The following is a 20,434-nucleotide window of genomic DNA, read 5'->3' on the forward strand; positions in this document are numbered from 1 at the left end:
ACATTCAAAAAACCGTTCAGACCGCTATGCCGTCCTTTCTCAAAAAGCGCTGGATATCCTCACTGACTACTGGTTTGCATACGGCCGTCCCTCCGGCTGGCTTTTTCCGAAACAGACGGATCCTTCCCGGCCTATTGATACTTTTTATATCACGCGGCATATGCGTGCCCACGAAGAGTCCCTCGGCTGGGAACACCGGCTTACCTGCCACTCTTTCCGTCATGCTTTCGGAACACACCTTTATGAAAACGGGACGGATCTTCTGACAATTAAAAATCTGATGGGGCACAAATCTCTAAACTCTACCCTGATCTATATCCACCTGGCTTCTTACCAGTCCAGAAATGTGCTCTCCCCTTTTGACCGGATTGGAGGTGCTTCCATTGAGTAACCTCAAGATCCGGATGATCTGGCAGGATTCGTATGATGATTACTGCCAGTCCGGACATTTCCAGTCAGAAGAACAGAAAAAAACTTCCCGCGCCATCCTGGCATGTAAGTCCGGCAGGCTTGGATTCAATGTCAGTGAGTGCAGCGAATGCGGACACATGGAATTCCACAAGAATTCCTGCCGGAACCGGAACTGCCCCATCTGTCAAGCTGTACTGAAAGAAATCTGGGTGGATCAACGCAGGGCGGAAGTCATTGATTCCCCTTACTTCCACGTGGTGTTTACTCTCCCCCATGAACTCAATCCCCTGATCTACTGTAATCAGAAGCTCCTTTACGGACTGCTCCATAAGTGCTGTGCCGAAACCCTTCTGGAACTGAGTACAGACCAGAAATATCTTGGCGCACAGCCCGGGATTATGATGCCAAATTGTCTTTTGCGTTAAAAAGCGCAGGAGTTTCAGAAGAACCGTCCGCAGCAGGCGCAATTACCACGCTTATTTCATCGCACATGCCTGCCTGTATGAAAGACCAATTCAGAATGCCGCCTCCACCTAGCATCAATGTTTCAATTCCAAACAATCTTTTTAATTTCTTCATTGCCATTCCATAATCCAAAGTTTCCTTTCCGGCAATAATATATGAGATTCCAAGACTTCTCAAAAATGCTTTATAAGCATTTCCTGCTTTTTCCGTCAATACTTCAATTACATGGGCATGAGTGTCATTGTAAATAAGTTCACTGCTCTTCCACCCCAATCTGCCGGAAGGATCAACGGAGACGTAATACATCGTGGCATTTTCTTCTGCCACAAAGTCTCCCGCAGGTACGGCAGGCGCATCTTCATTTAATGCAGGTACTTCATAGAAAGTAAAATTGTCGTCCGTTGTCACTCTGCCAGACAGCCAGCCTTGATGTTTATAATAAGGGTTCTCCCCAAAAGCTATGTTGTAAAATACATTTCCTGCCGTTTCTCCCTCTGCGGTATCCATATAAGATCCCATAATTTTGCCGTCAAGAGAAGTCAGCATGTGGCAAAAAATATATGGTCTGTCCATTTTTATTTCCTCCCAAATCAAAGTTTTATTTTCCGCTGAACACGGGGAAAGCGCTGAATTCTCCGTAATCCTTCAATGGTTCCATCGATCTTAGGATTTCCATATCCTGTTGGGAAATTTCAAAATCAACTTTTGCATTTTCAAGCATATGCGCCGGATTCGCTGTTTTAGGAAGCGGCAACGTGCCGATCTGCAAATCATATCGAATACAAAGCTGAGCTATGGTCGCTTGGTATTTGTCAGCGATTCTGCTCAATTCTTCATTTTTCAAAATTTCTCCATGAGCAACAGGAGAATATGCTTCCACCAAAATGTCATGTTTCCGGCAATGCTCTATCAGATTTGAAGGTGTATTTCCTACATGAACCAGCAGCTGATTTACCATAGGTTTTATCGTGCATGTAGAAAGAATATTCTCAATGTCATGTTCCTGGAAATTAGAAATACCGATCGCGCGGAGTTTCCCTGCTTTATAAGCGTCTTCCAGTGCACGCCATGCTTCACGATTTCCATCTGCATAATCTCCGCCGCGGAAGTCTGCCCATGGCTGCGGACTGTGAATAAGCATCAAATCAATGTAGTCCAGTCCCATTTTTTCAAGTGAGCCATCAATTGCCTCTACTGCTTCTTCGTAGGACTTTATTTCTGCTGCCAGTTTTGTCGTAATGAAAAGATCTTTCCGATCTATTCCACAAGCCCGGACGCCTTTGCCCACTCCACTCTCATTCTCATATGCCTGTGCGGTATCAATGTGGCGATATCCGATTTTTACCGCATTACAGATCGCTTCTTCGGCCTCATCATCCGGAATAAACCATGTGCCCAATCCTATTTTAGGAATCTGAATGCCGTTTGTAAGGGTGTAAGTTTCTGATAAAATTTTTGTCTGTTCCATATCTTTCCTCCTGTTGACGCACTTTTTATATGCGGCTATAATCCTTATGTGAGTTCATGTAAATCATACAACTTAAAGTTAGGTTTAAGTCAATGCCTGATACAAAAAAATTTAGAAATGTGAGGATAAAAAATGCTTTATACAGTAAGTGAAATGGCAAAAAGATTAAATATAGCGCCTTCAACGCTGCGCTATTACGATAAAGAAGGGCTTCTGCCATTTGTCGAACGCTCCAACGGCGGCATACGAATGTTCAAAGACAGTGACTTTGAATGGCTTTCTATTATTGAATGTCTGAAAAAAACAGGGATGCCCATCAAGAAAATCAAAATTTTTATAGATTGGTGTATAGAGGGAGATGCAACAATTTCTGCCCGCAAAGAATTAATTGAAAATCAGCGGCAGGCTGTACTTATTCAAATCCAGCAGCTGGAAGAAACGCTTGCCATGCTGGACTATAAAAAATGGTATTATGAAACTGCTGAAAAAGCAGGATCATGCAAAATACACGAAACCATACCGGAAGAAGAGATCCCTGCTAAATTTAAAGACGCAAGAGCAAGGGCAAAAGGTCTTCTTACAACTGTGTGATAACATTTCGAATTTTGAGGCAGAACCAGCCGCGGCGACTCCTCGTTGTTATTGACAATTCTTTTCTTAAATGTTAATATTTTTCTGGTAAAAATGCCTGTAAAAAGAGCGCGGTGTCCTCGCGCCGGAAAGGATGAATTGTCATGAATACTCTAAAGAAAATATATTGCAGGACTTTTCAGACCGGATTGAAGGTTTGTCTTCCTTTTTTGCCTTATCGGACGCCGAAGATCGTCGGAAGTGTGAAAGTGCTGCCAGATGTGATCCGCAAGAAAAACTGCAGCAAGGCTCTGATCATCACTGATGCGGGCATTCGGAAGCTTGGCCTGACTGTCCGCCTGGAAAATGCATTGGAGCGTGCCGGGATTCCCTTTTGTATCTATGATAAAACCGTAGCCAATCCTACTACTGTAAATGTGTCCGAGGCTATCAATCTTTATAAAAGTGAAGGCTGTGACTGCATTATCGGATTCGGCGGCGGTTCCAGTATGGACTGTGCCAAGGCTGTCGGGGCCTGCATCGCGAAACCAAAACAGTCGCTTGCGAAGATGAAGGGGATTTTGAAAGTACACAAAAAACTGCCGCTTTTGATGGCAATACCTACCACTGCCGGCACCGGAAGTGAGACGACGCTGGCTGCGGTCATCACAGACGCCCAGACGCGCCACAAATATGCGATCAACGATTTCCCTCTGATCCCAAGATATGCGGTTCTGGATCCCAAGGTCACTTTATGCCTGCCTCCATTTATCACTGCCACCACCGGAATGGATGCCCTAACCCACGCTGTGGAAGCCTACATCGGCAATTCCACCACTTACGGGACACGCAAGGACGCTCTTCTGGCTGTCAAACTGATTTTTGAAAATATCGATACCGTATACGAGGATGGCAGCAACGTGGATGCGCGGCGCAACATGCTGCGTGCCTCCTTCTATGCCGGATGCGCATTTACCAAGTCCTATGTGGGATATGTCCATGCCATTGCCCATTCCCTGGGCGGGGAATACAACGTACCTCATGGGCTTGCAAATGCGGTAATTCTTCCCATGGTCTTAAAAGCCTACGGCGAAAAGATTCACAAAAAACTTGCCCGTCTGGCTATTGCTGCCGGTCTGGCTGACAAAAATACCCCTTATGACGAGGCAGCAGAACGGTTCATTTCAGCCATTCAGGATATGAAAAAACGGTTCGGTATCGGCGATTATATCCCGGAAATCCAGGAGACGGATGTTCCGAAACTTGCGCATTACGCTGATAAGGAAGCCAACCCGCTCTATCCGGTTCCTGTGCTGATGAATGCGGCAGAGCTTGAGACCTTCTACTATATGCTGATGCCTGAACCGGCAGATCCGGAAGAAGATTTGGAGGAATCGAAAGAACATGTTGTTAGGGAAGGAGTGACAAAACATGACTGAACAGGAAATTAAAGATCTTGTTACCAGGCAGCGGAAACACTTTCAAACCGGAGCGACACTTCCGGTCAGTGCACGGGTTGCTGCGCTTCGCAGACTCTATGCTGCTATTTCTTCAAATGAAAAAGAAATCCATAATGCACTAAAAAAAGATCTTGGAAAAAGTGGATTTGAAAGCTATATGTGTGAAACCGGACTTGTTCTGGAAGAGATCAGCTATATGCTGAAACACGTACAACGGTTTGCCAGCGAAAAAAGAGTCCATACCCCGCTGGCGCAGTTTCATTCCAGAAGTTATCAAAAACCATCCCCTTACGGTGTTGTACTCATCATGAGCCCGTGGAACTATCCTTTTATGCTGACGCTGTCCCCACTGGTGGATGCACTTGCCGCAGGAAACACCGCTGTAGTAAAACCAAGCGCCTATTCTCCGCACACCAGCGAGGTGCTTGAAAAAATCCTGTCACAGTGCTTTGATCCCCAGTATGTGGCTGTCGTAACTGGCGGCCGGGCGGAAAACACTTGTCTTTTGAAGGAACACTTTGATTACATTTTCTTTACCGGAAGCCAGGCTGTTGGAAAAGAGGTTATGCGAAACGCCGCGGAGCATCTAACACCCGTCACGTTAGAGCTGGGCGGAAAAAGTCCGTGTATTGTGGATCAGACTGCTGATATAAAACTGGCAGCAAAACGAATTGTCTTTGGAAAATACCTCAACTGCGGACAGACCTGCGTTGCACCGGACTATATTTACTGCCACATCGCTGTCAGAGACAAGCTGATCAAGGAAGTGCAAAAGCAGATCCAGAAACAATACGGGAAACAGCCGCTTCGCAACCCGAATTACGGAAAAATTATCAACGAAAAGCATTTCGACCGGATTCTGGGCCTGATAGAGAAAAAGAAAGTCGTGCACGGCGGAAATTTTGACCGAAAAACACTCCGCATCGAGCCTACCGTTCTTGATCATGTTACCTTTCAGGATGCAGTCATGCAGGAGGAAATCTTCGGCCCTGTCATGCCGATCCTGACATTTGACAATCTGGACGAAGTAATCCGCAATATCAACGCCATGCCTCATCCGCTTGCCCTTTACTTCTTTACTTCTGACAAAGCGGCGGCAAAGAAAGTCACTTCCCGCTGTGGATTCGGCGGCGGCTGCATCAACGATACCATTATCCATCTGGCTACTACAGAGATGGGATTTGGTGGATTTGGCGAAAGCGGTATGGGAGCTTACCACGGAAAGATCGGCTTTGACACGTTCTCCCACTATAAGAGTATCGTAGATAAAAAGACTTGGATCGATCTGCCGATGCGCTATCAGCCATACCGAAAACTGCATGAAAAGATGGTCCGCTTTTTCCTGAAATAACTTTCCCGAAAACAGGACTTGAGATCAAGGAAAAATATTTTAAAGTTTAAAAGCCTGCCGCATTCCACTTGTGCGACAGGCTTTTTAATACAGGCAGTCCTATGTCTGTTCAGGTACGCTTATTTTACCTCAACCAATTCGATCCGGAAATTCAATTCTTTTCCTGCCATTTCATGGTTGGCATCGAATGTGATGGAAGTCTCATCTTTCTCAACTACAGTGACCGGGAACGGCTGGCCGTACTGATTGGTAAGATAGATCCGCTGCCCTTCCTCCAGATTTTCAGATCCCGGAAGAAATGCCATTTCAATCATAAACACCGCGTTTGGATCCGGCATGCCATACGCTTCTTCCGGCATCAGATGGACATCAACAACCTGTCCAACTTCCATGTCAGCCACTGCAGCATCAAATCCCCGGATCATCTGTCCTGCACCACAGACGAATTCCAGAGGTTCCCCGCGGTCGTAGGAAGAATCAAACTGGGTACCATCGTTAAATGTTCCTCTATAATGCGTCCGGCAAGTCTTTCCCACATTGCGGCCAGTAATCGCCGGCTGTGATCCGCAGCCTCCTCCGCAGTTTCCGCATCCGCCGCCACAGGAATGCTCTTCCTCGTGATGACCGCAGTCATGCTCTTCTCCATGATGGCCGCAGCTGTGGCCTTCGTCATGATGGTGGTCACAGGTTGCGCCGCAAGAAGTCAGTTCCCCTTTGAGATAAGCTTCTACCGCCTGATCTGCATCGCCCTGGGCGCCGGAGCATAACTCGATTCCTGCCTCTGCAAGTGCAGCCTGAGCTCCACCGCCGATCCCGCCGCAGATCAGCACGTCGACAGACTGTTCTGCTAAAAGTCCTGCCAATGCACCATGTCCTGTGCCATTTGAACCGATCACTTCACTGGAGATTACATTATGATCTTCCACTTCGTAAATTTTAAAATTCTCTGTTTTTCCAAAATGCTGAAAAATGTTTCCATTATCATACGTTACCGCTATTTTCATGTCTTCTTTTCTCCTCATTTATTTCTATTTCTGATTCTGACGATTCTATTATAAAACATCATCCGATGATTTCCAAGCTTTTATGCCAGAATCTGCTCCGGATGAAAATTCAGATAATCTCCTGATACCAGCATATAGTTGATTCCCCGGTAAATTCCCCGGATGCTGTCTCCAAACCGCCGTTCTCCATGACAGTGGGAGTAGACGACCGCTTCCACACCGTATTCTTCCGCAATCTGTGTAAATGGCGAAGCTGCCTCGAGAATACTTGTCGGCGGATAATGCAGAAACATTACAAATTTACGGTATCCTGCCTCTTCCGCCTGTCGAAAGGACTCCCGAAGCCGCTCCATCTCTCTTGCAATCAGCTTCTTGGCCTGCTTTTCCCTCTCTTCGTCCCATCCCAGGATTCTTCCCTGAAAATCCAAATAAAACGGTCCTTCAAAAGTATATCCTTTCGTCCCCACCAGCGCATAGTCCTGATATGCGGCAAAATTATTCTGCAAAAAGAAGATCCGTCCGGCATATTCTTCATTCAGCCGTCTGGTCTTCTTCGCATCCCAGAACATATCGTGATTGCCCCGCAGAAGGATCTTCCGCCCCGGCAGCCGTTCAATAAAGGCAAGATCCTCCCGGCATTCCGAAAGCTTCCTGCCCCAGGAATGATCGCCGGTCAACACAAGAGTATCCTCCGGCTTCACGATGCGATTCACGTACTTTTCAATCTTACGTTCATGGTGTTTCCACACTTTTCCAAATGCGTCCATCGGCTTGTCTGCCTGAAAACTTAAATGCAGATCACCCAATGCATACAATGCCATCCGGAATTACCTCCTCTGTTCAAATATATGTTAAAAATCGTACCGGAGAATTTCACAGTTTTTTACTCCAAATGCTGCGTATTCTTCGTTCGTCATATCAGTAAAATACGACTGTACGACTCTGGCAATTCCGTTGTGTGCGACCAGAATGTATGTCTTTTTCTCTGACTCCGCCTTGATATCATCCAGCAGATTGTAGATTCTCTGGGCCAGCTGAAGCGTCGATTCTCCATTTCCATGGTGGCTGGCAAACTGTTCTTTTTCCTTCTGGAAATCAGCGGCATTTCTTGGAGATGTACCCTCCCATTTGCCGAAATGCTGCTCGATCAGCCGCGGCTCTGCCTTTGCCGGAATCCCCATGATTTCAGAAATATGCCGTGCTGTCTCTGCTGCCCGTACAAGCGGCGAATACAGGATTTCATCCGCCCGGATCCCTTCTTCCAGGAATTTCTTTCCTGTCTCCACAGCCTGCTGATGGCCGTACTCGGTCAGTTCACTATCTGTTCTTCCACAGATCTTATTTTCCACGTTCCACACGGTCTGCCCGTGTCTTACAAAATAAAAATGTCCCATGTCTGTTTATCTCCTATTTGATTTTTCTTCTGAAAGGAACCGGTCCACTACACGGTTAAATGTGTCCGGATTTTTTGATGCAATAAAATGATCCCCTTTTAAGCAGACGAATTTGGCCCCTGGGATTCTCTGTGCAATAAGCCTGGAATGACGGTGCCGGATCATATCGTTCTTTCCCACAAGAACCAGTGTCCCTGCAGAAATTCTGCTCAGGTCTTCCGGCCGGATATAAGGATCCTTTACCATAAGTCCCAACAGTTCCTTTTGCTTTTTCGCTTTTGGGGAGATCGGCGCGAATAAAGATGCAATGCCGTACCCCGCCCAGATTGGAAGTACAATCGAAGTCTTCATTCCGGACGGGTAAAGATTGGCGCCGTTCAAAATGAGTTTTCTCACTTTCTGCGGGTATTTTAACGCAAACACCAGCGCGATATTTCCGCCGTCACTAAACCCAAGGATGTCCGCCCGCTCAATTCCCTTCTTCTCCATAAAAGAATACAAATCCTCAGAAAACTGTCGGATCGTAAAAGGTGCATTTCCGCGCGGGCTTCGTCCATGTCCTCTCGTATCTATCGCAATGACTTTGCGTGTTTTTGCAAAATATGCAATCTGCCGCGCAAAATACCGGCTATTCTCCCCGTTGCCGTGTAATAAGATCAGCGGATCTCCTGTCCCTTTTTCGATGGAATAGAGCTGGATATCACTCATATTTTCCCTCCCATTTTTACAGTCTGTCAAACAATTCTTTTGCGCGCGCCATTCTTTCCACTACCGGAACGCCAAACGGGCACCTTGATTCGCAGCCTCTGCATGCGATACAGTCTTTCGCATTGGCGGAAAGCCCTTTGTAGTGTGCCCGAACTGTGCCCGGCACCTCTTTTTGCATCACTGCCAGGTCATAAAGTTTATTTACCATCGCGATATCAATTTGTGCCGGACATGGCGCGCAGTGTCCACAATATGTACATTGACCGGTGTAAGCATGACGAGGCGCATTTGCCAGGACACTTGCGTAATCTTTTTCCTCTTCTGTGGCTGTCTCGTAGGCAACTGCCTCTTTTACATGTTCCGGTGTATCATATCCGACAAGGACACTGGACACTCCAGGTCTTGTCAAGGCATAGTGGATGCACTGAACTGGTGTCAGCGCCACTCCAAACGGAGAAGTCTGAGGAGAGAACAGACGGCCGCCTGCATATCCTTTCATTACCGTTATTCCGACACCTTGCTGTTCGCAGATCTGATAAAGCTCTGCTCTCTCCGGATTGATCCCATTTAAATGCTCTTCGTATGTCTCGGCAAAATAATCGCTCAACTCTTCGCTTGCTGGAAGCAGATCAAAAGCTGGATTGATGCTGAAAAGTATCATCTCTATTTCCCCGCTTAAAGCTGCAAGTTTCGCCACTTTCGGATTGTGGGTACTCATTCCGATATGAAGAATGACCCCTTTTTCTTTTTGCTCCTTTACATACTCCAGAAATTCTCCCTCCATAATGCGGTAAAACTCGGATTCTTCATCTACGAAATGGATCATTCCCAGATCGATATAGTCTGTCTGAAGACGCGTGAGCAAATCCTCAAACGCAGTCTTAACCTTATCCATATCTCTTGTCCGGACATACTGCCCACCCTGCCAGGTGGAACCAAAATGCCCTTGGATGATCCATTTTCCCCTTTTCCCTTCCAGTGCTTTTCCGATGTTAGAGCGTACATTTGGTTCCGCCATCCAGCAGTCTATGATATTGATTCCATAGCTTTCGCAGCATTCGATCACGCTCTTTACTTCTTCTTCATTATGCCTCTCCAGCCACTCTGCTCCAAGTCCGATTTCACTTACTTTCAGACCTGTTTTCCCTAGTTCTCTGTATCTCATGACAACTCCTCCGTTTCTTACGATACCGATACGCCTTTTGAGCATAGTATACTCCGTTATGAAAGCAATATCAACGCTGCCAGATCATTATAGTATGGAGTTATCTGTTCTGTCTGCAATAAATGTCGATGGCATCACTGGCAAATTCTGCCGTTCCGCCGCAGGCATTGTCAATATTCTCCGTATTTGCTTGTGTCAAAACTGAAAAATCCATTGTTTTTCCTCCAATCATTTGTATTCCACGGGCAAAAGTAATCAACTTTTCCAGATGCTCCTTCTTTAACTGAAGCAATTCAATTTGCTGCTCCAAAGCCTTATTTCGGTCAAAATTCCGCGCATAGAGAATCTCTTTGATTTCTTTAAGCGGAAATTCCAGCGCACGAAACAATAAAATCTGCTGCAGTCTTTCCCTCTCCGAGGGAAGCAATCAAACGGGGATTCAAAAAGCCGGATAAGGAACAGACAGTTTTGCCTGTCCTTAACCGGCTTGTTTTATATTTGTTAATCGTGAATTTTCATACTGTGCAGAAGTTTGATAAAACCAGGATCGCTGTGATCTACGATCTCACTGTGACCTACATCCAGCCCTGCAATTTCTGACCCGTTCTATACAAAAACTCGAGAACGAACTGCAGGTTTCTCTGTTTCATCGTCAAAAAAACAAGATAGAATTTAATTCCAACGGTAAAATGGCGCTTGAATATGCCAGAAAAATTTTGGATCAGATACAAGCCATGACTAAGGAAATCCGCCACTTCGACCGGACACAGCACACTATTTTTATCGGTTCCTGCGCACCTGCTCCTCTGTGGGAAATTCTTCCGACGCTGTCTGATCTGTATCCGGATATGACCATATCAACGGAAATCAAAGAATGTGAGATGCTGATTCGAGGACTGAAAGACGGGACGTACCAGATGATCATTCTCCCCTATCCTGCGGACCTCGAAGGTGTCTCTTGTACTGAATTTCGAAAAGAACATTTATTTTTCTCTTTACCCAAAGCCCACCCTCTTTCTGGGAGAAAGGCGCTTCATCTGAAAGATCTGAACGGGGAAACGATGCTGCTGCGTTCCAGAATCGGATTTTGGGACCGCATAGTTCAGGAAAAAATGCCGGATACACATTTCCTGGTTCAGGAAGAAAATTTTGCTTTCGATGAATTAGTGAAAGCTTCTGTGCTGCCTTCTTTTACTTCTGATTTGGCAATCAAGCGAGACGGAGATACTCCAAGCCGTATATCTGTTCCAATTTTAGACAAAGAAGCGAATGTTTCCTACTACTGTCTTGTCAATCAAAATAACCAAATGGCGTCAAAAAGCTCATTTGTCTTTCCACGAGCGACTTCATCTTCCGCTCCGTGATTTTGTCTCCTGGCCCCACTTCCCCGCACAGCAGCGGCGAATTGGGGTCATAGGATTTGCAGTTTTTCTCAACACTTTCCCGGCTGTAATTTGCATAGCAATATTTGCAGCCGTTTTTGCATGTGTTGTAGGCGCCAATCTCCACGCTTTCCATACATCCGCATTCTGCCCTCTGGTTTTTATCCTTTTTGACATTTATACCGCTCCCAATGATCTCTTCGATCAGCCTCTTATCGATACAGCGGCTGGCTTCGATTCCGCACACAGACAAATCTCTTTTCTCGGCGCAGCTTGCAATCGTCATACCATTCTTTTTTGCAGTTTTCGCCATTGTCCCCGCAAACGACATAAGGCTTGCCTCTTCCAGTTCATATGCCCCTATCATCTCCAGATTTTTTCTGTTTTTCGGGTACGTGTCCACAAAACTGATCACGCATTGATTCGTATATCCTCTCAGTGCGCCTGCAATCTGGGAAAAGGCATGCATATGGTATTCCGGTGTATATACTCTGGTAAAAATGATAGGATCATACCTCCAGATCACCCTTTTCCTTCCTACTTTTTCGGATAATTTTCGAAATACATCTATCATTTTTTCTTTTTTGTGCGGGACATTGGTTTCGATATCTTTTCCATATCCGGTCAGTGTAAACTGAAAATAATACTGATAGGCAGACAATTCATCCAGTCTGTCTATCATGGGTTCCGGGTTCTTGGTCCAGAAAACGATACAGTCGACCACCTCTGGAGATAAATCAATTTTACTTATCTGGTGCATGTTGACTGGATTTCGCACATACAGAAATCCTTCCTGTATTCTGTTCAAAAACCATTCTGAGTAATAGTTTGGTATATCTGTCCTTCGGCTTGCACTCAATATCATTTTTCTCTCCCCTTCCTCCTATGATTATACCGTATACCCCAAAAGTAGATCTGTTGCAGCAAAACGGGGTGTGATCGAAAATCACACCCCATGTATATGTTCATAAAATATACCCTTTGTTACTGTACCTGAGGACCAGCTGAAACAAGTGCCTTTCCGGCTTCGTTTCCTTCGTATTTTGCAAAGTTCTTGATGAATCTCTGAGCAAGGTCTTTTGCTTTTGTTTCCCACTCGGAAGCATCTGCATAAGTATCGCGCGGATCCAGAATATTGCTGTCCACACCCGGAAGTTCTGTCGGCACTTCAATATTGAAGTACGGAATCTTCTTTGTCGGTGCGTTTAAGATATCTCCGTTGAGGATGGCATCGATGATTCCACGTGTATCTTTGATAGAAATACGTTTTCCTGTTCCGTTCCATCCTGTATTTACGAGGTAAGCTTTTGCTCCGCTCTGTTCCATTCTCTTAACAAGCTCTTCCGCATATTTTGTAGGATGAAGTTCCAGGAATGCCTGTCCGAAGCATGCTGAGAAAGTCGGTGTCGGCTCTGTGATACCGCGTTCTGTACCTGCAAGTTTTGCTGTAAATCCTGACAGGAAATAGTACTGTGTCTGCTCCGGTGTAAGGATAGATACCGGAGGCAGTACTCCGAAAGCATCTGCGGAAAGGAAAATAACTTCCTTTGCTGCCGGAGCAGAGGAAACCGGACGAACGATCTTTTCAATGTGGTCGATCGGATAAGATACACGTGTATTTTCTGTCACGCTCTTATCTGCAAAATCAATCTTTCCGTCTTCATCCAATGTAACGTTTTCCAAAAGAGCATTGCGTTTGATCGCATTGTAGATATCCGGTTCGGATTCCTTGTCAAGGTTGATAACCTTTGCATAACATCCGCCTTCAAAGTTGAATATACCATTGTCATCCCAGCCATGTTCGTCGTCGCCGATAAGAAGACGTTTCGGGTCTGTGGACAATGTCGTCTTTCCTGTTCCGGAAAGACCGAAGAAAATCGCTGTGTTTTCTCCGTTCATGTCTGTGTTTGCGGAGCAATGCATAGAAGCGATTCCTTTTAACGGCAGATAGTAGTTCATCATGGAGAACATACCTTTCTTCATCTCTCCGCCGTACCATGTATTTACGATAACCTGTTCACGGCTTGTAATATTGAACATTACAGCTGTCTCAGAATTGAGTCCTAATTCTTTATAATTTTCTACTTTTGCCTTGGAAGCATTGTAAACAATGAAATCTGGCTCAAAGTTTTCCAGTTCTTCTTCTGTAGGCTGGATAAACATGTTTGTGACAAAATGCGCCTGCCATGCCACTTCCATGATAAAACGGATCGCCATGCGAGTATCTTTGTTTGCACCGCAGAATGCGTCTACCACGAAAAGTTTTTTGTTGGAAAGTTCTTTCAGAGCGATGTCTTTTACCGTCTCCCATGCTTCCTGTGTAGCCGGGTGATTGTCATTTTTATATTCGTCTGAAGTCCACCATACTGTATCTTTGGAATTTTCATCCATTACGATGAACTTATCTTTAGGCGAACGTCCCGTATATTCACCTGTCATCACATTTACTGCACCAAGCTCACTTACCTGTCCTTTTTCGAAGCCTTCCAGATCAGGTTTTGTTTCTTCTTCAAACAATAATTCGTAAGAAGGATTGTGTACAATTTCTGTAGTTCCTGTAATGCCATACTTACTTAAATTCATTTCTGCCATCTTACTTTTTACCTCTTTTCTTTGATAATTTGGTACATAAATATAATAAGATCCTATGATGCAGGTCTTACGATATTCTGTAAAAAATGAAGCACTCCGACTTCCTACCTCTAATTATACATATTTACCCAATTAAATCAATAAAATTTCTCGTAATTCCACGGTAAAATTATCTGAATATTAGAAAGATTCCCGCTATTTCGGCATTTTCCGGCATCCGGACAATGCTAAATTTTTGTCGAATATGATATTTATTCAAGATGGTGTATATGTGTTGTCTGGTCTGCAGATAAGTCATAAATGTCCCTAAACGGGATTTTTACATTCACAATCTTAAGGTACCGGGACTGAAAATCTATCTTGGAAACCATGCCGGTTATTTTCAAATAATCTCGATTTTGAAAATAAACTACTGTGATCATATCATTTTTCCTAATCTGTGATAATTGGAAGCTCAGTTCTTCCGCGCGCTCTTCAGACAGTTACATCTTCTCCACAACAGGCTTCTCTTTCTCTTCCAGCGCTTCTTTGTGCCCTTTCAACGCCGCAAAAGGCATAAACTGTTTTGCCCGCTCTTCCCTGCTCATCTTAAGCCGTTCCACTTTTATGTCCCCCTATCTGTTGATTCCGCTCTATGGTTGTAGCCCCTTTCTGCAGATCCATTCCCCGAAGCACCGCATTTTTCCCATACTTTTCTTTGATATCCAACATCGCTTTCATCAAAGAGCGTTCTTTTTCCATCGCCAGTGGATCTGTGAAAAGATCGTACTGGCGAAATGCCTCGTCAGTTACATGGTTGAATGTAAGCGTCATCCGGCGAATGGGCGTAAAGGGATCTACAATTCGATCATAGAGCTGTCCTGTACATGCGATGATCCGTCTGGCTGAGTTGGAAGCGGTGGTAAGGTGAGCCGTCCCATGGGCCGGCCCTTTATTCAGGCGATTAGAATATCCGACATGCAGTGTGACTGAGTCCGTCAGGCAGCCTTTCTCCACCAGTTCCAAGCTCAGAAGATCTGCCATCTCTTTTGCGATCATCTTGCCTTCTCCAAACTCATAATCCCGCGGCAGCACCTGCCCTCCGGAGATGGAATTCTCTTTTGGCCGGTAAGCCTTTATATCTCTTATTTCCACGGTCTCCCTTCCCCAGGCATGGTCGATGAGCAGCTCCGCGTCGATGCCGAACAGCTTGTAAAGAAGATTTTCGTCTGCCTCCGCCACCTCCTGCATCGTGCGGATCCCCGCTGCCTCAAGGCGAGCAGCAATCCCTTTTCCGATTCTCCAGAAATCCGTGATAGGTCTGTGATCCCACAGAGTCTTCCTATACAGTACTTCATCCAGGATCCCAATCCGATCTTCTGCATGCTTTGCCGTAATGTCCAAGGCGACTTTTGCCAGATAAAGATTCGTTCCGATCCCACAGGCCGATGGAATTCCGATCTGTTCGAGAACGTCCTGCATAAGAAGTTTTCCCAGTTCTTTGGCTGTCATCCCATACATAGGAAGGTAGTCTGTCACATCGATAAACGCTTCATCTATGCTGTACACATGGATGTCCTCTTTTGCGATATATTTCAGATAAATCCCGTAGACTTCTGCTGAGTAATCAATATAAAGCTGCATTCTGGGCTCGGCCATCTCATATTGTATCCCATCCGGAATCTCAAACACCCGGCATCTTCCTGGAACCCCCATGGCTTTCAAAGCCGGGGAGACCGCCAAACAGATCGTTTTTTCCGACCGGTTTGGATCCGCCACCACAAGCCGGGCTTTCATTGGATCCAGTCCTCTTTCAACACACTCTACGGATGCATAAAATGATTTAAGATCAATGCACAGATAAGTCCTCTCCATTTTCCTTCCTCCCGTTATTCGAACATTTGTTCTGTTTTTATCATAACATAAAATATTCTTTTTGTGAAGAGCTGAAAATAAAACAGAAACACGGCAGATTTTTTCGCCGTGTTTCTCTCTTTCTTTATTACTCTGTACATTCGCACAGTTCCCTCAGCATATGATCCAGCTCCGGAAACTGCTTTTTCATTCTAATAGGTACTCCTTCCGGATTCAGGAAACAATGTCCGGAGTGGCCTTTTGCAACTATCTTCTGGCTTTCTTTTTCTTTCATCGTATACCGAATCAGCAGACGCACACCGTTGTACTCTTCCACTTCCACAGAAATCTCTACCTCATCCGGAAAAGTTGTCGTCTTTTTATAGTCACAGTCGACGTGGATGACCGGAGAACTGATTCCTTCTCTCTCCATCCGGTCATATCCCCATCCCGCCTCTTCCAGAAAAGCTACTCTCGCTTCTTCCATCCAGCGGATATAGTTGGAATGATGGGTCACGCCCATCTGATCCGTCTCATAATAATGAACTTTGTGTACGTATGGTTTCATTCTTCCCCTTCTTTCTGATTTTTTAACCGGTGTTTATTCTACATTCCATTTCTTTCGTTTATAAAGATAATACCCGATAAAAAAGACAGCCGTCAAGAGCCATGTTACCGGATAACTGAATATGATCGCGGATATCGTCGGGCTGATATGAAGAGCTCCCACAAGCCAGACGATTCTCAGAACACAGATCCCCACAAGTGTGATAATGACAGGCACGATTACATCTCCCATCCCCCGGAGCGTTCCCGCCAGCACTTCGATAAACACATAAACAATGTACCACGGTGTGATCAGAACAAGCATGTCGCTTCCAATCTGAATGACTGTCTCATCCGATGTAAACAGACGGAACAGGAAGGATCTCGCAACAATCAGAAAAACTACCAGCACAGCAGAGACTGCCAGATCCATAAGAATACATACTCGTGTACTCTTGTGTACACGCTTCATCTTTCCGGCTCCATAATTTTGTCCCACAAAGGTCGTGATAGAGATTCCGAATGCTGTGCTGATCATCCAGAATACCGCATCCAACTTCCCGTATGCTGACCATGCAGCCGTCGTGTCTGTCCCGAAAGTGTTGAGGGATGCCTGAATCGCGATATTGGTAATAGCAAATAGCACCGACTCAAACCCTGTCGGAATCCCAAGTTTGATCTGATATTTCATGGCAGATCCATAAAAACGGATCCCCGAGAGCCGAAGATGCAAAAGCCCTTCCGACTTCATAAGCTTTCTTGTCACAAGAACCGCACTCACTGCCTGTGCTGTCAGTGTAGCAAGAGCAACTCCAAGCACAGCCATGTGAAACGCAAGTACAAAAAGCAGATCAAGCACGATATTGATCAGGCAGCAGGTAATAAGGTAGTAAAGCGGACTCTTGGAGTCTCCTGTTGCCCTCAAGATACTTGATCCCATATTGTATACAAATGTAAAAAGGATCCCGCCGAAATAAATCCTCAGATAGACTGTGGAATCATGCATGATTTCCGGAGGTGTGTTCATAAGAAGGAGCATTCTAGGTGCCAGCAGGACTCCCAAAATACTTAAAACAATTCCTCCCGCAACAGCTACCGCATAGGCATTGTGAACTCCCTGACTGACTGCTTTCTCATTTTTGGCTCCAAAATACTGGGCAATAATGACGGATGCCCCGGAAGAAAGACCAGTAAAAAAACCCACAACAAGATTGACAATCTGCGAAGAAGATCCTCCCACACTTGCCAGGGCATTTTTCCCGACAAACTGCCCGACAATGACGGTGTCTACTGTATTATAAAGCTGCTGAAAAAATGTGCCGATCATGATCGGAAAGAAAAAGAAAAGAAGCTGCTTCCAGATAACTCCCTCTGTGATCTGATTTGTTTGTGTCGTTTTTTCCATAATAAATTCCCTCTTATCCTGTTAAAATGGTCCGTATCCTATCGCATTTGCAATCATTACCAAAACAAATGCACTGGCGATCATTGAAACATAGATCTTCCAGCAAAATTTTACCCAGGAGCCATAATCGACCCCGCACAGCGACAGCTGTACCAAAGCTCCGCCTGGCCAGAAACTGTTTGTGATGCCGTCTCCGTACTGGTATGCCAAAACCAGCACCTGCTGATTGATATTCAGGATTTTTCCGAGCGGCTGCAGGATCGGCATGATAATGACTGCCTTTCCGCTCCCGGAAATCACAAGGAAATTGAACAATGTCACAAAAACAAAAATAATCAGCAGTGCAAAAACAGAGCCTTTATTTTCCAGGATCACTGCCATTCCATGCACGATCGTATCCATAATGCATGCCTGATCCATAAGAACTACAACTGCCTGTGCAAGTCCGATAGCAAATGCGGCTCCGAACACACGGACAGCTCCCTGACAGAACAACTGGCACGCATCGCTTGGATGGATGCGGAACAGAATTACAAGTATAAATCCCATGATAATATAAATAGCCGCAATCTGCGGAAAAGACCAGGAAAGTTTCATGCATCCATAGCCCTGGATGACGACTGTGGCTGCAAACACAAGTAATCCCAGCACTTTTGGGGGTGTCATTTCCCCCATATCTTCCAAATGTCCGTCTTTTTTCTGATTTTTATACTCCTCTTTCAATATGCTTGCTTCCGGATTCTTCTTAATTTTGCGGCAATATGTGTAAAGACCGATAAGGCCGATGAGATAAAACACAAGAAGGCCCACCGCACGAAATCCGATCCCCGAAAAAATCGGAAGGCCCACAATCTGCTGCGCCACTCCTGTCGTAAACATATTCATAAGGCCGGCGGTAAATCCAACTGTACTTCCCACAATAGCAAGGCCTGTCCCTACAAGCCGATCATATCCAAGTGCGAAACCGATCGTGACAGCAAGCGGATAAAACGGATAGGCGGCCTCCCCATATCCCAGTACCCCAAACAGTACAAATACGGTATAGAAAATAAAAACAACAGAAAATTCTTTTCCTCTTGTTTTCCTGAGTATCTTCTGGATACCCGCGCCGAATGCCCCGCTTACTTCCAGAAGATAGATGACTCCTGAACAGATGAAAAGTGTTCCCATAATAGAGGCGCCATTTACAAATCCTTTGTAAACTGCCTCAAAATAGTTCATAAATGTGATCGGATTTTCATTTTCAATATAAGCGAACTTCTCCGGGTCAATGATTTCCATGCCTGTCTTGCTGTCTGTTACCGTTTCGTATTTCCCGCTCGGGATCAAGTAGGACAGTACTACGATCAGCAGCATGATAAAAAGAAGTATGATAAACACATGGGGCATATGAACCCCCTTTTTCTTTGTCTTTCCTTCCATGTTTCCTCTGGTCTTCTCCTATCTTTTCTTATTTATTTCCGCGCAGCCAGGACACCGCCACATTTGCATAGATCGCCGCTCCCTCTGAAAACACTTCCTCGTCCAGCACCATATGTGCATTGTGAAGCGGTGCATTTCCCGGTTTTCCCGCTCCCAAAAAAAGGAACATTCCCGGCACTTCCTGTGTGATATATCCAAAATCTTCCGTCCCTGTCATAGGCGGAATCTGCTTTAGCTTGTCCGTTCCGGCGATCTCCTGAATATACGGCACGAGTTCTCTGCAAAGTTTTTCATCTGTATAAGTACATGGAGTATGAAATGTCGTCAGCTCATATTCGCCTCTCCACGCCTTCACATAAAAATCAATGATTTCCGGCACTCGTTTCCTCAAGTGTTCGGATGCCTCCACATCAAGCGTCCGGATGCCAATGTGCAGTTCTGCCGTATCCGGGATGATATTCACTGCCGTCCCGCCTTGTGCCACACCGCACGTGAGAGTTGCCATGGCGGCCGGATCCGTTTCCCTTGTGAGCAGCAGATTAACCGCCTGATAGACTTGATTCATGATCATCAGCGGATCTACACAAAGCTGAGGCTGTGAACTGTGCCCGCCTTTCCCTGTAATTTTCAGAATGAATGTATCAAGAGACGCTGAGCAGACTCCCATCACATACCCTGCATCCCCAGAGTTTTCTATGGGCTGAACGTGCATGGCAAAAGCAGCATCTGGCTTCTTCTCTTTTAGAAGACCGTTCTCTACCATCAGTCGGGCTCCGGCTCCGGTCTCTTCCCCTGGCTGAAATAACAATTTTACGGTTCCTTTCAGTTCCCCTTCCATGTCTTTCAGAATTCTCGCTGCACCAAGCAACATAGCCGCGTGGCTGTCATGTCCGCACATGTGTCCCCATTCGCTCCCGGAGCAAAACTTCAAATTATTTTTTTCTTTGATAGGGAGAGCGTCCATATCCGCTCGCAAAAGGATGCACGGGCTTCCGCTTCCGATCTGTGCAACAATCCCCTCAGCCTTTTCCATTTTTGGGAATCCAGCTTCCATGAAATCTCTTGTCATCTTTTTCGGAAGTTGTCCCCCTATCGTTTTCCACTGAATCTCCATCTCGTCGAGCCGGTCTTTGATGTAAGCGGCCGTCTCCGGCAGATACATTCCCAGTTCCGGAATCTGATGCAGTGCTCTTCTGTCTTCTACAATCTGTCCATGGATTTCCTTTGCTTTTTTCAATATTTCATTCATGGTCCGCCA

The 20,434-nt window shown here is 45.5% G+C and carries 21 protein-coding genes and 1 pseudogene; 6 read left to right on the forward strand and 16 right to left on the reverse strand.

Translation table 11 applies throughout. The annotated features are described in order from the left end of the window. Together ACLROL_RS02145 and ACLROL_RS02150 are read left to right on the forward strand one after the other, a co-directional pair. Positions 1–391: tyrosine-type recombinase/integrase (locus ACLROL_RS02145; RefSeq protein ID WP_413067259.1), on the forward strand; the 391-nt coding region annotated here is incomplete at its 5' end. Continuing rightward, on the forward strand, positions 384–836 hold the full coding sequence (locus tag ACLROL_RS02150) for a transposase zinc-binding domain-containing protein (RefSeq protein WP_413067260.1): 453 nt from the start codon (positions 384–386) through the stop codon (positions 834–836). The genes ACLROL_RS02145 and ACLROL_RS02150, both read left to right, overlap by 8 nt. Here ACLROL_RS02150 and ACLROL_RS02155 read toward each other — a convergent pair. Together ACLROL_RS02155 and ACLROL_RS02160 are read right to left on the reverse strand one after the other, a co-directional pair. Beyond that, complete coding sequence (locus tag ACLROL_RS02155; RefSeq protein WP_413067261.1) at positions 808–1,449, reverse strand: dihydrofolate reductase family protein; 642 nt, start codon at positions 1,447–1,449, stop codon at positions 808–810. The genes ACLROL_RS02150 and ACLROL_RS02155 overlap by 29 nt on opposite strands. 25 nt (positions 1,450–1,474) lie before the next feature. Beyond that, positions 1,475–2,344 carry an aldo/keto reductase gene (locus tag ACLROL_RS02160; RefSeq protein ID WP_413067262.1) on the reverse strand — a complete coding sequence of 290 codons (870 nt, stop codon included), beginning with the start codon at positions 2,342–2,344 and terminating at the stop codon, positions 1,475–1,477. 132 nt (positions 2,345–2,476) lie between these two features. Between ACLROL_RS02160 and ACLROL_RS02165 the strand changes: the two genes are divergently transcribed. From ACLROL_RS02165 to ACLROL_RS02175, 3 genes are all read left to right on the forward strand, one after another. Continuing rightward, on the forward strand, positions 2,477–2,935 hold the full coding sequence (locus tag ACLROL_RS02165) for a MerR family transcriptional regulator (protein ID WP_087213287.1): 459 nt from the start codon (positions 2,477–2,479) through the stop codon (positions 2,933–2,935). 143 nt (positions 2,936–3,078) lie between these two features. After that, on the forward strand, positions 3,079–4,353 hold the full coding sequence (locus ACLROL_RS02170; protein ID WP_413067263.1) for an iron-containing alcohol dehydrogenase: 1,275 nt from the start codon (positions 3,079–3,081) through the stop codon (positions 4,351–4,353). Then, entirely contained in the window at positions 4,346–5,725 is a 1,380-nt protein-coding gene (locus tag ACLROL_RS02175) for an aldehyde dehydrogenase (RefSeq protein ID WP_413067264.1), read from the forward strand. Before ACLROL_RS02170 ends, ACLROL_RS02175 begins: the two co-directional genes overlap by 8 nt. A 119-nt stretch (positions 5,726–5,844) precedes the next feature. On the opposite strand, the gene ACLROL_RS02180 is transcribed toward ACLROL_RS02175, so the two are convergent. From ACLROL_RS02180 to ACLROL_RS02205, 6 genes and pseudogenes are all read right to left on the reverse strand, one after another. After that, complete coding sequence (locus ACLROL_RS02180) at positions 5,845–6,729, reverse strand: NifB/NifX family molybdenum-iron cluster-binding protein (RefSeq protein WP_413067265.1); 885 nt, start codon at positions 6,727–6,729, stop codon at positions 5,845–5,847. Positions 6,730–6,809: 80 nt separating this feature from the next. After that, positions 6,810–7,550 carry a metallophosphoesterase gene (locus ACLROL_RS02185; protein ID WP_413067266.1) on the reverse strand — a complete coding sequence of 247 codons (741 nt, stop codon included), beginning with the start codon at positions 7,548–7,550 and terminating at the stop codon, positions 6,810–6,812. 30 nt (positions 7,551–7,580) lie between these two features. Then, on the reverse strand, positions 7,581–8,123 hold the full coding sequence (locus ACLROL_RS02190; RefSeq protein WP_087213271.1) for a histidine phosphatase family protein: 543 nt from the start codon (positions 8,121–8,123) through the stop codon (positions 7,581–7,583). 6 nt (positions 8,124–8,129) lie between these two features. Continuing rightward, complete coding sequence (locus tag ACLROL_RS02195; protein ID WP_087213268.1) at positions 8,130–8,831, reverse strand: alpha/beta fold hydrolase; 702 nt, start codon at positions 8,829–8,831, stop codon at positions 8,130–8,132. 16 nt (positions 8,832–8,847) lie between these two features. Beyond that, the gene (locus ACLROL_RS02200; RefSeq protein ID WP_087213299.1) at positions 8,848–9,996 is read right to left on the reverse strand and encodes an aldo/keto reductase; all 1,149 of its coding nucleotides are present in this window, start codon (positions 9,994–9,996) and stop codon (positions 8,848–8,850) included. A gap of 173 nt (positions 9,997–10,169) precedes the next feature. Further along, positions 10,170–10,405: pseudogene (locus tag ACLROL_RS02205) on the reverse strand (MerR family DNA-binding protein); the annotation flags it as partial. Positions 10,406–10,730: 325 nt separating this feature from the next. Here ACLROL_RS02205 and ACLROL_RS02210 point away from each other — a divergent pair. Further along, a complete protein-coding gene (locus ACLROL_RS02210; RefSeq protein WP_158096544.1) occupies positions 10,731–11,360 on the forward strand; it encodes a LysR family transcriptional regulator substrate-binding protein in 630 nt (209 codons plus the stop codon). Here ACLROL_RS02210 and ACLROL_RS02215 read toward each other — a convergent pair. The 8 genes from ACLROL_RS02215 to ACLROL_RS02250 all read right to left on the reverse strand — a co-directional run bounded on the left by ACLROL_RS02215 (position 11,287) and on the right by ACLROL_RS02250 (position 20,425). Beyond that, positions 11,287–12,243: a DUF1848 domain-containing protein gene (locus ACLROL_RS02215; protein WP_087213258.1), complete on the reverse strand. Its 957-nt coding sequence runs from the start codon at positions 12,241–12,243 to the stop codon at positions 11,287–11,289. The genes ACLROL_RS02210 and ACLROL_RS02215 overlap by 74 nt on opposite strands. A gap of 119 nt (positions 12,244–12,362) precedes the next feature. Then, positions 12,363–13,970 carry a phosphoenolpyruvate carboxykinase (ATP) gene (pckA, locus tag ACLROL_RS02220; RefSeq protein WP_087199688.1) on the reverse strand — a complete coding sequence of 536 codons (1,608 nt, stop codon included), beginning with the start codon at positions 13,968–13,970 and terminating at the stop codon, positions 12,363–12,365. A 251-nt stretch (positions 13,971–14,221) separates the two neighbouring features. Continuing rightward, complete coding sequence (locus ACLROL_RS02225) at positions 14,222–14,452, reverse strand: YolD-like family protein (RefSeq protein WP_413067291.1); 231 nt, start codon at positions 14,450–14,452, stop codon at positions 14,222–14,224. Positions 14,453–14,558: 106 nt separating this feature from the next. Further along, complete coding sequence (locus ACLROL_RS02230; RefSeq protein WP_087213295.1) at positions 14,559–15,824, reverse strand: DNA repair protein; 1,266 nt, start codon at positions 15,822–15,824, stop codon at positions 14,559–14,561. A gap of 127 nt (positions 15,825–15,951) precedes the next feature. Next, on the reverse strand, positions 15,952–16,371 hold the full coding sequence (locus ACLROL_RS02235) for an acyl-CoA thioesterase (RefSeq protein ID WP_087199684.1): 420 nt from the start codon (positions 16,369–16,371) through the stop codon (positions 15,952–15,954). 33 nt (positions 16,372–16,404) lie between these two features. Continuing rightward, a complete protein-coding gene (locus tag ACLROL_RS02240) occupies positions 16,405–17,754 on the reverse strand; it encodes an MATE family efflux transporter (RefSeq protein ID WP_087199682.1) in 1,350 nt (449 codons plus the stop codon). Positions 17,755–17,775: 21 nt separating this feature from the next. Continuing rightward, a complete protein-coding gene (locus tag ACLROL_RS02245) occupies positions 17,776–19,176 on the reverse strand; it encodes a YfcC family protein (RefSeq protein WP_087199680.1) in 1,401 nt (466 codons plus the stop codon). A 28-nt stretch (positions 19,177–19,204) separates the two neighbouring features. Beyond that, positions 19,205–20,425 carry a M20 metallopeptidase family protein gene (locus ACLROL_RS02250; RefSeq protein WP_413067267.1) on the reverse strand — a complete coding sequence of 407 codons (1,221 nt, stop codon included), beginning with the start codon at positions 20,423–20,425 and terminating at the stop codon, positions 19,205–19,207. Positions 20,426–20,434 lie beyond the last annotated feature (9 nt).

It is taken from the genome of Sellimonas sp. (assembly GCF_047234585.1).
GTDB classification, from domain to species: Bacteria; Bacillota; Clostridia; order Lachnospirales; family Lachnospiraceae; genus Sellimonas; species Sellimonas caecigallum.